The 14,750-nt window shown below is 63.1% G+C and carries 11 protein-coding genes and 1 pseudogene; 7 read left to right on the plus strand and 5 right to left on the minus strand.

Annotation, left to right across the window (positions count from 1 at the left end; translation table 11 throughout):
- Positions 1–10: 10 nt before the first annotated feature.
- Positions 11–1,210, minus strand: a complete 1,200-nt coding sequence (locus WM40_RS05295) for an MlaE family ABC transporter permease (RefSeq protein ID WP_096335625.1) — start codon at positions 1,208–1,210, stop codon at positions 11–13.
- A gap of 67 nt (positions 1,211–1,277) precedes the next feature.
- On the opposite strand from WM40_RS05295, the pseudogene WM40_RS31180 reads away from it, so the two are divergent.
- Together WM40_RS31180 and WM40_RS31185 are read left to right on the plus strand one after the other, a co-directional pair.
- A pseudogene (locus WM40_RS31180) lies at positions 1,278–1,835 on the plus strand (biotin--[acetyl-CoA-carboxylase] ligase); the annotation flags it as partial.
- A 501-nt stretch (positions 1,836–2,336) separates the two neighbouring features.
- Positions 2,337–3,224 (plus strand): type III pantothenate kinase, encoded by an 888-nt coding sequence (locus WM40_RS31185; protein ID WP_046152436.1) that lies wholly within the window; start codon positions 2,337–2,339, stop codon positions 3,222–3,224.
- A gap of 175 nt (positions 3,225–3,399) precedes the next feature.
- On the opposite strand, the gene rfaE2 is transcribed toward WM40_RS31185, so the two are convergent.
- Together rfaE2 and WM40_RS05310 are read right to left on the minus strand one after the other, a co-directional pair.
- Positions 3,400–3,897 carry a D-glycero-beta-D-manno-heptose 1-phosphate adenylyltransferase gene (rfaE2, locus tag WM40_RS05305; protein ID WP_024905146.1) on the minus strand — a complete coding sequence of 166 codons (498 nt, stop codon included), beginning with the start codon at positions 3,895–3,897 and terminating at the stop codon, positions 3,400–3,402.
- Between the two features lie 56 nt (positions 3,898–3,953).
- On the minus strand, positions 3,954–4,835 hold the full coding sequence (locus tag WM40_RS05310) for a ferritin family protein (RefSeq protein ID WP_024905147.1): 882 nt from the start codon (positions 4,833–4,835) through the stop codon (positions 3,954–3,956).
- A 341-nt stretch (positions 4,836–5,176) separates the two neighbouring features.
- Between WM40_RS05310 and WM40_RS05315 the strand changes: the two genes are divergently transcribed.
- Positions 5,177–5,749 carry a chalcone isomerase family protein gene (locus WM40_RS05315; RefSeq protein WP_052738178.1) on the plus strand — a complete coding sequence of 191 codons (573 nt, stop codon included), beginning with the start codon at positions 5,177–5,179 and terminating at the stop codon, positions 5,747–5,749.
- Between the two features lie 112 nt (positions 5,750–5,861).
- Here the strand turns inward: WM40_RS05315 and WM40_RS05320 are convergent, their stop codons facing one another.
- Together WM40_RS05320 and WM40_RS05325 are read right to left on the minus strand one after the other, a co-directional pair.
- Positions 5,862–7,013 (minus strand): PhaM family polyhydroxyalkanoate granule multifunctional regulatory protein, encoded by a 1,152-nt coding sequence (locus WM40_RS05320; RefSeq protein ID WP_157685719.1) that lies wholly within the window; start codon positions 7,011–7,013, stop codon positions 5,862–5,864.
- A 254-nt stretch (positions 7,014–7,267) separates the two neighbouring features.
- Entirely contained in the window at positions 7,268–8,200 is a 933-nt protein-coding gene (locus tag WM40_RS05325; RefSeq protein WP_024905150.1) for a fumarylacetoacetate hydrolase family protein, read from the minus strand.
- Positions 8,201–8,287: 87 nt separating this feature from the next.
- Between WM40_RS05325 and WM40_RS27705 the strand changes: the two genes are divergently transcribed.
- The 4 genes from WM40_RS27705 (at position 8,288) to metH (ending at position 14,675) form a co-directional block, all read left to right on the plus strand.
- Entirely contained in the window at positions 8,288–9,808 is a 1,521-nt protein-coding gene (locus WM40_RS27705) for a DUF3108 domain-containing protein (RefSeq protein WP_052738180.1), read from the plus strand.
- Between the two features lie 401 nt (positions 9,809–10,209).
- Entirely contained in the window at positions 10,210–10,464 is a 255-nt protein-coding gene (locus WM40_RS05335) for a BTH_I0359 family protein (RefSeq protein ID WP_024905152.1), read from the plus strand.
- 345 nt (positions 10,465–10,809) lie between these two features.
- Positions 10,810–11,853, plus strand: coding sequence for a homocysteine S-methyltransferase family protein (locus WM40_RS05340; RefSeq protein ID WP_096335624.1), 1,044 nt, complete (start codon positions 10,810–10,812; stop codon positions 11,851–11,853).
- Positions 11,854–11,936: 83 nt separating this feature from the next.
- Entirely contained in the window at positions 11,937–14,675 is a 2,739-nt protein-coding gene (gene metH, locus WM40_RS05345; protein WP_082102468.1) for a methionine synthase, read from the plus strand.
- The last annotated feature ends 75 nt before the right edge of the window (positions 14,676–14,750 follow it).

Below are 14,750 nucleotides of genomic sequence, written 5' to 3' on the forward strand. Positions count from 1 at the left end.
CGTCCGATCCTTAAAGTCCAATGTCCTGGAACACGATGGCGAATACCGCATCGGCAAAGATCACCACCGTGATCGCACTGACCACCGACGATGTCGTGCCGGCGCCCAGGCTCTGCGAATTGGCCTTGATACGAAAACCGAAGTGGCAGGCGGTCAAGGCGATCAACGTGCCGAAGACCACGCCTTTTCCCAGTCCGATCCAGAAATTGACGATGGGCACGGCATTGCGCAGGTTCTGCAGGAACAATGCGAAATCAATACCGAGACCCAGTCGCGCAGCCACCATGCCGCCCATCAGCGCGATGGCATCGGTCCACATGATCAGCAAGGGCATGGCAATCGCCAGCGCCAGCACACGCGGCAGGACCAGGCGGTTGCCATGCGAGATGCCCATGACCCGCATGGCGTCCAGCTCCTCCGTCAGCCGCATCACCCCCAGTTGTGCCGTAATCGCCGAACCGGAGCGCCCCGCCACGAGGATGGCCGCCAGGACCGGTCCCAATTCGCGGATGATCGACAGCCCGAGAATCTTCACGATATAAGCGTTCGCCCCGAAAGCGGCCAGTTGCTGCGCGGAGAGGTAGCCCAATACGATGCCGATCAGGAAGGCGACAAGCGCCGTGATGCCTAGCGCCTGCGCTCCCATTACGTAGATCTGCGCCGATAGCGCACGCCATGGCATCCGCGAAGGATGCGCGATGACGATGCCAAGATCCTGCACCACACCACCGAATAGGGTGATGCCGCTGCGCAGATGTGAACCGAACGTGAAAATCGCCAGCCCAAAGCGGGTGATGGGATCGATACGCGGCACGTCCTCCGGCGACTCGTGTGGCTGAGCGTCCAGCAACGCGATGCGGTCGAAGATGCCGCGTTGCGTGTCCGTGAGCGTGACATGGTCGGGCAGCTTGCGGCCCCACGTTCGCCAAAGCAGTTGACCACCGGCGTGATCGAGGCGCTCGATCGCCGTCAGGTCCCAGGCCGCCAGCGGCCGTTCGCGCGCATGGCGCAACAACGCGCCCGCATGATCACGATCAGACGCGAGCGCGAGCGCCGTCCATTGCCCGGACAAGCGGGCAGTACGACCAAGCGGCCCAGGCATGCCATCCGGGTCGCGCGACGCCGCGCTGCCTAGCTGCGCTTGCGGGTCCTCGTCGACCGTCAGCGAAGGGGGCGCTTCCAGATTCGAAGGCACGGTATCTCCAAACATCCACGGCATCGGCTCCCATTGTATACAGACCCGCTCAAGGACGACGGCGCAACGCTACAATGCGCGAATGAATACGACCCGTTCTTATGGCGTTCTGGATCGCCGCCACGTCGCCTCCCGACTCCCCGATGGCTGGGTGCTGGAATCCGTTGCACAAACCGGCTCGACCAACACGGATCTCCTCTCACGCTGGGCCAACGACCCGGCGCAGCCACATCCTGACGCCACGCCAATCAAGCCGTGGTTACGTGCCCTGACAGCCCCCATCGATTGGGCACGCAGCTGCGCCGCTTTTCCGCCGATCGTGCGCGTCGCCGATGAGCAAACGGCGGGACGGGGTCGCCAGGGTCGCCCCTGGCGTACCGTGCCGGGAGAAGGGCTACTTTTTTCGATCGGCATCGTGATGCCCTGTTCGGTGGACGCATTGGCTGGGCTGAGTCTCGCGGTGGGACTCGGTATTGTCGAGGGGTTGCGCGCGCTGCCGGCCATGACGCCGGCGCGCGCGCGCCGCCTCGGCTTGAAATGGCCGAACGATATTCTTCTCGACGACGCCAAGCTCGGCGGTGTCCTGATCGAAGTGGCCGGTACTGGCGCGCACGCATGCGCCGTCGTAATTGGCATTGGCTTGAACCTCCGCGGCACGCCCGCGCCGGCGGCAAGCGATGTGGGCAGCCCGCAAGGCCTGCCGCCTGCCTGCCTGGCCATGCTGATGCGGCAGGGGGATTCAGCCGAGGACAGTGTATCGCGCGGCCCCGACGATTCGCACGATCATCGACCGGATACCTGGCGTGGTGATGTGCTTTGCGCGATTACGCACGCGCTGGTGACGCGGCTCTCGACTTTTTCGACATCCGGTTTTGAAGCAATGCGCGAGGCCTGGTGGCGCGTGCATCGTTTCGCCGGGCGTCCGATTCGCATCCTGGATGGCGGTGTCGAGAAAGTAAGCGGCATCGCCGCGGGCGTCGACGCGCGTGGCCAGTTGCTCGTGGACACGGGGATCGGTGGCACCTGTTCAGCCGGGGAAAGCGGCTACCCCATGGACGCCCGCGCCGACGATCATCCGGGTGCCGATGCGGTGACGACAGGTAAATGGGTGGCGGTGCAGGCAGGGGATGTCTCTCTGCGACTGGCCGAACATGCGCCCGTGCGTCACCGCCTGCTTATCGACTCGGGAAACAGTCGGCTCAAGTGGGCGCTCACCGACGCTGCGGGAACATGGCTCGCGCACGGCGCGGGCACCGCCGCGCCTGCTCCCTCTCTCGACAACGTCGCGACGTCGGACGCAGTCGCCGCATTACGATCCCCCACCGCATTAGAGGCTGATGCCACCGAACAACTACAGCAGGCGTGGCGCACGCTGACGCCACCGGATGAAATCTGGATATCAAACGTCGCCGGCGCGACGATTGCCGCAAGCATCGCGGCGGCCTGCAGCGCCATGTGGCCGAATACGCCACGGCATGTCATTCGCGCCCAACCAGCGCAATGCGGCGTGGTCAACACCTACGCGCAGCCCGAGACGCTCGGCAGCGACCGGTGGGCCGGCATGATCGCCGCCCATGCGGCCTATCCGGGTGAGGCGCTATTGATTGCCACGTTCGGCACGGCAACGACGATCGATACGATCAGTGCGGACGGCCGGTTCAACGGTGGCTGGATCGCGCCAGGCTGGAGCGTCATGTTGCGCTCACTCGGGCAACACGCGGCGCAGCTGCCGACGTTGCATGACGCCGATGTCCACGCAGGCATGGCAGCCGGGTTCGCGCGTACTACGCGCGAGGCCATCGTGGAGGGATGCCGCCAGGCGCAAGCTGGCCTGATCATGTCGGCATGGCGGACCTGGGAAGACGATGCGACCGACGCGTCGGCCCCGCGCCGCTGCATCGTCGCGGGCGGTGCCGCCCGGGAAGTACTGCCGGTATTGTCGATGCCGATCACTCGACATGACGATCTCGTCCTGCAGGGCTTATCGCATATCGCGCGCGCACCGGCATCTCCCGAGGAGAAGCGGTAAGCAAGATATAGAGGAAATGGAGCACATCCGCCGACGGCCGCCGGCGGGCATCGTGTGCTAACGCGATAGGGCATCGCCACACGAGAACGCGCTAACGCTGCCCGAGATGCGCGCTACAGGCTGGCCGGGATAACGTCGCACCGGCCTGTAAGGCCAACGCACTGCAAGCACGCGCTCAGGAAGCCGCGCGGACCTTGCGCAGCAGCGCCGTGGTCGAGCGCTGATGCTCGAAGGGAATGGCGATCGCACGGCCGCCCCATCCGCGCACGAGCGCGGACTCGGGCAGCGCATCCATATCGTAGTCGCCGCCCTTGACCAGGACATCGGGCCGCAAGGCGCGGATCAGCTCGACCGGCGTCGATTCAGCGAAACCGATCACCGCATCGACGTCGGCCAGCGCAGCCAGCAAGGCCATACGGTCCGCTTCGGCGTTGATCGGACGGTCCTCCCCCTTGCCCAAGGTTCGGACCGACGCATCACTGTTGACCCCGACAATCAGGAAAGCGCCCAACGCACGCGCGCGCGCCAGATAGGTGACGTGTCCGCGATGCAGAATGTCAAACACCCCGTTGGTGAACACCACCGGTTCGGGCAGGTCCGCACGCCGCGCGAGCAGCGTTTCCAACGTCACGATCTTACGTTCGAAGCCGGGCGCGTGCGACGGCGACGCCATGGTGCTCGTCGATGCGGAGGAGGCGGGTGTCGACACCATGGATGCCCGTTCTTCCGTCACACGCCGACAGGCGCCGGGGTGCTGTCGCCGGCCGCGGCCTGCATCCGCTGAACCACTTCCTTGCGATACCGGTTCAACTCCTGCACCGATGCGAACGGACGCTCGAACAAGATCGACAGGTTATGCAGGATGCGCTCGACCACCTTGGTCTCCCACACCGAATCGAACAGGATCTGTTCGTCAAGCCAATGCTCCAGCCAATCCGGGTCCGGCAACCGCGACTGCACTGTATCGCGCGGGAACAGTTCCTGGTTCACATGCAGATTGGTCGGATGCAGCGGCTTCTCGGTACGACGCGCGGAGGCCATCAACACGCCGATCTTCGCGAACGCCGCTCGCGCCACGTCACCGGTCTGCGACAACGCACGCTTCATGTAGCGCAAATACGCCCCGCCGTGACGGGCCTCGTCACGCGAGATGGTTTCGTAGATGGCCTTGATGACCGGCTCGGTATGCCATTCCGCGGCACGGCGATACCAGTGATTCAGTCGGATTTCACCGCAGAAATGCAGCATCAACGTCTCGAGCGGCGGTGCCGGATCGAACGGGAAACGCACCTCATGCAACTCTTTTTCGGTTGGTACGAGATCGGGACGGAACCGGCGCAAGTACTCCATCAGTACCAGCGAATGCTTCTGTTCCTCGAAGAACCAGACGCTCATGAACGCCGAGAAATCGCTGTCGTGACGATTGTCACGCAGAAACATCTCAGTGGCCGGAAGAGCCGACCACTCGGTGATCGCGTTCATCTTGACCGTCTTCGCCTGCTCGTCAGACAACAACGAAGCGTCGAATTTATCCCAGGGGATATCCTTATCCATATCCCAGCGAACCGACTCGAGCGATCTGTAGAGTTCGGGGTAAAGCATACCGTTCATTTTTCCTCTAACCTCATCGGTGTGGCCACGACAACGTTCGACACCGGCGTACGTGCGAGGCACGCGAGCAGCAAGCTCGCCCAATACCCCGACACCCGGCCGCTCCACCAGTCAACCCGTCATCGCGCCCGCTCGCGCGACGCACGGAGCAAAGCTTACAACTGTTGGGCCGCATAATAACATGCAGACTTTTCCATCTACCAAGCAACCACCGTGATTCCCATCTTCTCATGCGTAGGATCAAAAAAACGAATATCGTCAATTCGATAGGGACATGGTGTCGATCTTGCGCGACGCCATGCGCCGCTACGTTGCGCGCTTTTACAACACCTTCGCAAATCTTGCGCCACGCTCTTTCCACCGGCATCCGTGGCGCCGCGCTGGCGTTGGTGTGTGTGGTATCACTCGCGGTCGCTCCACGCATGGCAATCGCCTATGATCCGTTGGATTTCGTACCGGATCAGGTCGCAGCGGCCCGGTTGTATGGTAGTGCGCTGCTAAGGCGGTATGGGCGGCCGGTCTACGACATCAAGCTCTTTGTCGATCTGGGCACCTTTTCCGCCGATGATCTATCACGCGAATCGTTTGCGTTGGACCTGGAGTATCGCAACGATCATACCGCCAACCATCTGGCCAGCGAATTCGCTGGCCAGATGGCCGATCAAGGAATAGCAAATGGCGCACAGATTCGTGTCTGGCAGCGTCAATTGACGCAATTTTTGCCCACGGTGCAACCCGGCGATCACTTGACCGCCGTCTTCCGTCCCAATGAGGGCACCCAGTTCTTTCTCAATGGCGAGCCGGTTGGCAAAATTGCCGGCAACGAATTCTGTCGAGCGTTTTTCGGTATTTGGCTGGATACGAGCACCACGATGCCAAGCGTTCGGTCGCGGTTACTCAAAGGTGCCGGTTAAAACGCGGCACCCCCTTTCATCCCGCCACGATACCGGCATGGGGAGATAGGCGGGTGATGACGAGGGAGCCACCTCCCCCTGCCACTCTGCGCCCCCGGTGCCGCAAGGCACGTCAAACCGATGACGGGGATTTTCGATGGGGCGGGCGCCCCCCGGCGTTCTGACTGGCCGGTCGCGTCACAGCGCTGCCATTCGCCCCTTTCGACGTCGTTGCCGGGCGTGGCGGCGCGCGTTTCGCAACAGGTTTCACCGGCTGCTTGGCGGCCGACACCGGTGCGGGTACGGACTGTCCGCCGTCCGTCTGGCGTGGGGGGGCGGCTGTTGCACGGGAACCCGCCACTGCCCCGGCAATCGGTGCCGCGGCATTCTTCCCCTGGACATCTTCTTTGCTTACCGCCGGGCGCGAGGTCTCGCCAGCGTCCGTCGGCGGCGCGACCGATGCGGCGGCGGCGGCCATTTGCTGGAACTGATCGTTCAGCATGGCCCACCAGCGCTGTGGATCGAGCGCCGGCACCGCGGCCAATCCAGCCGCCATGGCTTCGCCGGCGGCTTCCACGGACGGATCGGGGGACGCGCCAGCGGCGCCGTCACGCATCGATTGCGTCGCCGCATCGCTTGCCGCCGCGGTGGCCGCGCCGAATGCCCGCAATGTGGCCAACGTCGCACGTTGGACTTCCAACGCCTGCGTTGTCGATTGCAGCATTTGCAGATTCAATTTCAACCAATGCTCGACCGCGCGCAGATCAGCGATCCGTTTGTCGAGTTCGTCAACCTGTGTCAGCGGCGCAATCATCTCGGACATCATCGATAACGACGGCGACAATCCGGCGAACGGCGCGTTGAAGACGGCACTTGCTGCACTCATGGGATCCGATGCACCGCCTGTTGCCTGGCCGGACGTCCCGGCGATGCCTGACATGCCGGGTGTCATTGCCGCCAGCGCCGCCATCTGGCCCCACGGCCCGAACGCGCTGAAAGGATTGCCAGACGCGCCCGCGACTCCAGGAAACGTCCCGGGCATCCCTGGGAAGCCTGCCACGTTCGATGGAAAACCCGGTATCGCGCCAGAAAAGCCTTGCGGAAAAGTACCGGGAGCCATGCCGGGGAAACCGGACGGAAACGCGCCCGCCATAGTGGGAAACGGCGAGCTTGCGTCTTTTGCTCCTACTGCCCCAGGCCCTGTCGCGCCTGACGCGTCAGTAGTGGAAGGCACCCACATCGACCATAACTTCTGCCACGCTTCCGGACCGCCTTGTTCAGACATCGCATTTCTCCACTGGGCGGCGGTGCGGCCACGCACGACCCGATAAAAACGTTCCTTGCCCGCCTGTCGGTCGAACTGCGGATGCGGAGACCCGTCGCGATTGCAACGCGAAGGCCGCCCTTCATCAGACCCAACGGCGGACCGGGTCGGCATCGACGCGCACCGCCTGCTTGTACATTCGCCTATCTTACAGTGGCACCGCCCGACTGTGGCATGGCCTCGGGTATTAACGGACGATAACGGGGAACGGCCGGTCAGGCATCCATGGCGTCGCCATCAGTGCGTGGTGCCACACTGGTCTCGATCGTACCGCAATACGTCACGCCCTTATCGTCCCGCATATCCACTGCGACGCGGTCCCCTACCGCCAGCATGTCCGCATCCGGGCGAGCAATGCCGGGCGCGCCAAGCACGATCGTCCCCGCGCCGATACCCTGTTCGCGGCCCAGCAAGGCGGCGACCGTCGCGAAGCCGCCGATATCGGCACGCCACGCGGCAGCGGCGTTGGCGGCTGCGTCGGGCTCCGCGATGCGCTGCCCATTTACCTTCAAGTCGATCCGCCGGCGCAATACCCCGTGATGCCAGCCTTCGCCGAAAACGTCGGGCGTCACCGCAAGCGGCGCAAAGGCCAACGCATCGTGTGCCGTGGCGTCGAACCATCCCGGCACGGCCTTCGCCTGAGTCGCTTCGGCCGAGACGGATGGCGATGCCTGGAACGATGCGAACAGCGTCAGTAAACGGACCGCCGAGACCGCCTCCATCGGTGAGGCGCCAGGCGCGATATCGCCGAGATAAGCGGCCAAGCCTGCGCGTAAAGCGAGTTGTCGTGCATCGTCCGCGACCAGGATGTCGTCGCGCGCGCCGACCAGCGCGTCGGCCCGACGAGCAGCGAACCATTCACCGGTGGTCGCATTCCCCTCGATCGGATGCGTCGCGTCGATGCATCGCCAGGCGCGCGGTAACGGCGCCATGCAGGCCGTCGCATCGAATTTGAACGCCCGACGCACTCGCCCACTATTCAACGATTCGTACAGCGTGCGCAACTGGGGAGCATAGAAATGCCAGTCTTCCAGCACCCGCTGCAATGTCGGCGCAATCGCATCGGCAACCGCGGCGGACTGCAAATCGCGGGACACGACGATCAATTGACCATCGCGGGTGCCATCCTTCAATGTGGCGAGCTTCATCGGTAACCAGAAAAAGTAAGGCAGGCGGAGCGCCATTTTACGTGAGTCCTTTGGACAGGCGAGTCGCATTACACATTGGACGAGACAATGCGCGACAATGCGGCCATGCGCGATGCCCGCTCTCCTTCCTCGTCCCCCGCCCGCCAGACGGTCTCGTCCGCCGTCGGAAACTATCACGCCCTCGCTGCCTGGCTGGCGCTCCAACGCGGCGTGCATCGACGGCGTGCGCGCATGATCGTGGCCATCGTCGCCGCCGTGTTCGTGCATTTGTCGGTAATGGTGGCGTTACTTGCCGGGCTGCTCGGCCAGACGCACGGCCTCGAACCTGCCGCGAAAGCCCACGCGATCGTGGAACTGCTGCAGCCCACCCGCATTGCCCGAGACGGTCGCAGTGACCCACTCGGCACGCCGGACGAGACCCGGGATGCCGCAGCGGGTAACGCACGGAAATCATATGCTGCCGGGACATTCCAGCCTTTGCTGACGCCTCCACCGCCTGTGCGGACACCGCCGATGCCGCCGCCTCGCCGCCCTGCGCCCCTCTCGTCGGACGCGCAAGCCCCAAGGCGGGGCAAGCATCATCTTGACGTGGCGTCCCCGGCGAAACCGGCGTCGGCCGTCGCCGGTGCGAGCGATATCCGGCGTCCACGATCCGCCGACGACATCGAAGCCACGGCCGCGCGACTCGCCCTCGCGGCAGGCGTTTCAGCCGCGAGCGTCGATGAGGCGCCCGTGGGCAACACACACGAACGCGTGACCAACGTCGACAGCGGAGCGCCAGTCCCTGCGTCCACGACGTTGACGACAGGCACGGCCGCCCCGGACCCAGGCACCGGCACCCCTGGTCCCGCGCAACAGGGCACGCGATTCGCGTTGATGCCGTCCTGCGACCTGGTCTACGACACGTTCTACAACGGCGCGCAGAATCAAAGCGGCACATTGCACTGGCGCACGGACGGGCATCACTACACGCTACTGGTGTCGATGCCGGTGCCGTTCATCGGCACCTACAGTTATCGCAGCGAAGGCCATATCGATGACTACGGTCTGGCGCCAGATACGTATACGGAAACACGTGGACGTCGCGGCACATCGGTCTCTCGCTTCGTGCGCGACGACGGTAGTCCGCATGTTGCGTTCACGCGGACGCCAAATAATGTACCGCTCCCGGCCGGCGCGCAGGATCGCTTCAGCATGATCTTCCAACTGGCGAGCCTGGTGCGCGCCAATGCCTCGCTTTACCAGCCTGGGGTTACGCGCGCATTCGACGTGATTGACAGCGACAGCGCCGAGATCTGGCCGATTCAGACGATTGGCACCGACCAGACCATGATCGGCAATCGTCCCGTGGCGACATTGCACTTCATGCGGCTGCCGCGCAAGGAAGGAGATAAGCGCCGGATCGACGTGTGGCTGGCACCGTCTATGAACTGGGTTCCGGTGCGGATCATGCAGACCGAGCCAAATGGGACACAAATCGAACTGCTGTTCCACGCCCGCCTGCCGCCGGCAGGCGCGTCCGATGATAGTGCGACGGACAATAACGCGGTATCCAATGGCGCGTACACCGCTGATCCGTCTACGTCCAGGGTGATCGACCGCCCGTGAGCGGCCCACGATGTTATACTGGCACGACCCTTGCGACAGCAAGGTTGCTTTTCGTAGATATCGCCCCACCTTCAATCCATCGCTGGACACCGCTCCCGGTGGACGCGATGCGCGAACACAACATGTTGCAGGCCACATCTGCAAATGCGCGCTTTACGATCCACGGGAAATCAGCCAATCTGGAACCGGATGCACAATGACGGCGACGATGCCTGCCATTGCGGCGTCAGACGATGCAAAGCTTGTCCATACCGAGCTTTACCGTAGGAGCGGTGCCATCGTCCGGCGCCTATTTGCCCCTCTCCCACATGTTTCACCGGCATGGCAGGCCCGCATGGTCCACGCCTGAGCGTCCGCGACATCGGCTGTTCGTCTGGAGCAGGACTCACTGGAGTGTCGCCATGCAAATGATCTACAACAGCCCGAACTATTGCATCGTTGAATTTGCCGCCGAGGGCAGCTCCCGCCTAACGGCCGGCGGTTACGAGATAGTCGACAAGAAGTTGCAGCGCGAATGGTTCATCGACGGTGTGCTGGCAATGCAGTTCCGGGAAAACGTGCAACGACTTATCGCGCAAGAACCATCACTCGAGGAGGTCGACGACTTTCTCGGACAGTTCGACAGCCTGATGCTGCACCCCGTCATACTGCACTGACCACACGCCTCCTTCATCACGATGGTGGGACATCCCAGGGGCTAGGGGGCTAGCCACGCACTTCACCGCCTCCTTCCCCTTTTTCTATCAACACGCCGCGCCACCGGGAACGGCATGCGGGCCGCCGTCGCGCCGGGCATCGACAGTGCATGCCGGCTGCGCCCCCCACGCCCTTGATCGGCTAGAATCGTGTCTTTGTTAATGTGTCGGTCCTCATCGCTGCCAGGTTGCGCGCCGGATCGCCCGCACCACGGACCTTATCCTGCTCTCGTCATGTCCACGTCTTCTCAGGCTAGCGCCTCCGCCCCCCCGCTGTCCTCGCCCGCCGCCGCGGGCCAACCGGCCATGCGCCCCTACACGCGCGGCGCGCAACTGCCCGGGTTGTTGGAAAAGCGCATCCTGATACTGGATGGCGCGATGGGGACGATGATCCAGCGGTACAAGCTCGACGAGGCAGCTTATCGGGGTACACGTTTCGCTGATATCGCGCAGGATGTAAAGGGCAACAACGAGCTGCTGTCACTGACGCAGCCGCATATCATCCGCGAGATCCACGACCAGTACCTGGCCGCCGGCGCCGATATCATCGAGACGAACACATTCGGTGCGACACGCGTGGCGCAAGATGACTACAAGATGGAGGCGCTTGCGTACGAGATGAATGTCGCATCTGCCCGCCTCGCCCGGGAAGCATGCGATGCGGCGTCGACACCGGACAAGCCGCGTTTTGTGGCCGGTGCCATCGGCCCGACACCGAAGACCGCGAGCATTTCCCCCGATGTCAATGATCCGGGCGCGCGCAACGTCTCATTCGATGGACTGCGCGAGTCTTACTACGAACAGGCAAAGGCACTGCTGGAAGGGGGCTCCGACCTGTTCCTGGTGGAAACCATCTTCGATACGCTGAATGCCAAGGCGGCCCTCTTCGCGCTGGATCAGTTATTCGAGGACACCGGCGAGCGCCTCCCGATCATGATCTCGGGCACGGTCACCGATGCGTCCGGCCGTATCCTGTCCGGCCAGACCGTGGAAGCCTTCTGGAATTCGCTGCGCCATGCGCGTCCATTCACCTTCGGGTTGAATTGCGCACTCGGCGCCACGCTGATGCGGCCGTACATTGCCGAACTGGCGAAACTGTGCGATTGCGGCGTGTCCTGTTATCCGAACGCGGGCCTGCCCAATCCGATGAGCGATACCGGTTTTGACGAAACCCCGGACGTGACGTCGCGGCTCGTGAAGGAATTCGCGACATCGGGTCTGGTCAACATCGCGGGCGGCTGCTGCGGCACGACGCCCGACCATATCGCCGCCATCGCGCAGGCACTGAGCACGGTCGGGCCGCGCCGTTGGCCTTCGCAGTACCATCACAGCGACGCAGACGCCGCCTGACAGGCCATCGCGCCCTAGATAACCTTGCCGCGCCGGCGTCCGTGCCGCGCGCCGATCCCAATACAACGACCGACCGCTCCAGCATGTCCGACACTTTGCCGATCGCTCGCCCGATGCGCCTCTCCGGCCTCGAACCCTTCAACATCGGCGCCGGCGCCTTGTTTGTCAACGTGGGTGAGCGCACCAACGTCACCGGCTCTCGTGCTTTCGCGCGGATGATCCTGAAAGAGCAATACGACGAAGCGCTCGCCGTGGCACGGCAGCAGGTCGAGAACGGCGCCCAGGTCATCGATATCAACATGGACGAGGCGATGCTGGATTCGAAAGCGGCAATGGTCCGCTTCCTGAATCTGATCGCATCGGAACCCGATATCGCACGGGTGCCAATTATGATCGACTCGTCGAAATGGGAGGTCATCGAAGCCGGGCTGCAATGCGTGCAGGGCAAGCCGATCGTCAACTCGATCTCGCTGAAGGAAGGCAAGGAAGCGTTCCTGTATCACGCCCGGCTGGTGCGCCGTTATGGCGCCGCCGCGGTCGTCATGGCGTTCGACGAGAAAGGTCAGGCCGATACGTTCGCGCGCAAGACCGAAATCTGCGCGCGCAGCTACCGTGTCTTGCTGGACGAAGCGGGGTTCGACCCCGAGGACATCATCTTCGATCCGAATATCTTTGCGGTGGCCACCGGTATCGAGGAGCACAACAACTACGCGGTGGACTTCATCGAAGCCACGCGCTGGATCAAGCAGAACCTGCCATACGCAAAGATCAGCGGCGGGGTCTCGAACGTATCCTTTTCGTTCCGTGGCAATGATCTGGTGCGGGAGGCCATTCACACGGTGTTCCTGTATCACGCGATTGCCGCGGGCATGGACATGGGCATTGTCAACGCCGGCCAGTTGGGCGTCTACGAGAACCTTGATCCGGAACTGCGCGAGCGCGTGGAAGACGTCGTACTGAACCGGCGCGACGACGCAACGGAGCGGCTGCTGGAAATCGCGGACCGCTTCAAGGGCGGTGGCGCGGCGAAGAAGGAAGAAAATCTCGCGTGGCGGCAGCAGCCAGTGGCACAGCGGCTCGCGCACGCGCTGGTACAGGGCATCACCACTTTCATCGTCGACGACACCGAGGAGGCGCGGCAGCAGATCGCCGATGCGGGCGGGCGCCCGATCCAGGTCATCGAAGGCCCCTTGATGGACGGCATGAATGTCGTCGGCGACCTGTTCGGCGCCGGCAAGATGTTCCTGCCGCAGGTGGTGAAATCCGCCCGTGTGATGAAACAGGCGGTGGCACACCTGATTCCTTACATCGAAGAGGAAAAGGCACGGATGGCCGCGAGTGGCGCGGATGTGCGCGCGAAGGGCAAGATCGTCATTGCGACGGTGAAGGGTGACGTCCACGATATCGGCAAGAACATCGTATCCGTCGTGCTCCAGTGCAATAACTTCGAAGTGGTCAATATGGGCGTGATGGTCGCGTGCGCCGAGATCCTGAAAAAAGCCAAGGACGAAGGCGCGGACATCATCGGCCTGTCCGGATTGATCACCCCGAGCCTCGAGGAAATGGCGTATGTGGCGGCCGAAATGCAGCGCGACGACTATTTCAAAGACAAGCAAATCCCGCTGCTGATCGGCGGCGCGACAACGTCGCGTGTGCATACCGCCGTCAAGATCGCACCTCATTACGAAGGCCCGGTCGTCTACGTACCGGATGCCTCGCGGTCGGTATCGGTGGCATCGAGCCTGCTGTCCGATGAAGGCGCCAAAGCCTATATTGAAAACTTGCGAACCGATTATGAGCGTGTGCGCCAGCAGCATGCGAACCGCAAGGCCACGCCGATGGTGACGCTGGCGCAAGCGCGTGACAATCGGCTCAAGCTGGACTGGTCGGGGTTCACGCCGAAAGCGCCGAGTTTCATCGGTCGCCGGGTGTTCAAGAATTACGATCTGTCAAAGCTCGCCGATTATATCGACTGGGGCCCGTTCTTCCAGACCTGGGACCTGGCCGGCCCCTACCCGGCGATTCTCGATGACGACGTCGTTGGCGACGCCGCCCGCAAAGTGATGGCCGACGGGCGCGCGATGCTGACGAAGGTCATCCAGAATCGCTGGTTGACCGCCAGCGGTACATTGATGCTGCTGCCGGCAAACGTTGTCAACGACGACGATATCGAGATCTATACCGATGAGTCCCGCACCGAGGTTGCCCTGACATGGCGTGGGTTGCGGCAGCAGTCGGAGCGCCCGGTCGTGGATGGCGTGCGACGACCCAATCGCTGCCTCGCCGACTTCATCGCACCGAAGGACAGCGGCAAGGGCGACTATATCGGCATGTTCGCGGTCACCGCCGGACTGGGTGTGGAAACGCGCGAGAAGGCATTCGAAGCGAGCCATGATGACTACAGCGCGATCATGCTGAAGGCCCTCGCGGATCGTTTGGCCGAAGCCTTCGCCGAGCATTTACACGAGCGCGTGCGCAAGGAATTGTGGGGCTATGCGCGGGAGGAAACGCTGACCAACGACGACTTGATCCGTGAGAAGTACGAAGGCATACGTCCGGCACCGGGCTATCCGGCCTGCCCGGATCACTTGGTGAAGCGCGACATGTTCCGCGTCATGCAGTGCGCAGACGTGGGCATGAGCCTGACCGAATCGCTGGCAATGCTGCCCGCGGCCAGCGTGTCGGGCTTTTATCTGGCGCATCCGGAAAGTACGTATTTCTCCGTTGGCAAGATTGGCGAGGATCAGGTGGCGGACTTCGCGGCGCGGATGGGGATATCCGATGCTGACGCGCGACGGGCGCTGGCACCGCTGCTGCACTAAGCCGCATGAAAAAAGCGGCCCGAAGGCCGCTTTTTTCATCGCTGGCATCACCGCGTGGCACGTTTTGCCACTGCT

The organism is Robbsia andropogonis (genome assembly GCF_000970345.1).
In the GTDB taxonomy this organism is placed as follows: Bacteria; Pseudomonadota; Gammaproteobacteria; order Burkholderiales; family Burkholderiaceae; genus Robbsia; species Robbsia andropogonis.

Bases quoted from the DNA above. Each gene is read 5' to 3' on its own strand.
- WM40_RS05295 (WP_096335625.1), bottom strand. From the start codon at position 1,210: ATGTTTGGAGATACCGTGCCTTCGAATCTGGAAGCGCCCCCTTCGCTG.
- rfaE2 (WP_024905146.1), bottom strand. From the start codon at position 3,897: ATGGCGTCGCCGTCGCACGCGCCCGGCTTCGAACGTAAGATCGTGACG.
- WM40_RS05310 (WP_024905147.1), bottom strand. From the start codon at position 4,835: ATGAACGGTATGCTTTACCCCGAACTCTACAGATCGCTCGAGTCGGTT.
- WM40_RS05320 (WP_157685719.1), bottom strand. From the start codon at position 7,013: ATGTCTGAACAAGGCGGTCCGGAAGCGTGGCAGAAGTTATGGTCGATG.
- WM40_RS05325 (WP_024905150.1), bottom strand. From the start codon at position 8,200: ATGAAGCTCGCCACATTGAAGGATGGCACCCGCGATGGTCAATTGATC.
- WM40_RS27705 (WP_052738180.1), top strand. From the start codon at position 8,288: ATGCGCGACAATGCGGCCATGCGCGATGCCCGCTCTCCTTCCTCGTCC.
- WM40_RS05335 (WP_024905152.1), top strand. From the start codon at position 10,210: ATGCAAATGATCTACAACAGCCCGAACTATTGCATCGTTGAATTTGCC.
- WM40_RS05340 (WP_096335624.1), top strand. From the start codon at position 10,810: ATGCGCCCCTACACGCGCGGCGCGCAACTGCCCGGGTTGTTGGAAAAG.
- metH (WP_082102468.1), top strand. From the start codon at position 11,937: ATGTCCGACACTTTGCCGATCGCTCGCCCGATGCGCCTCTCCGGCCTC.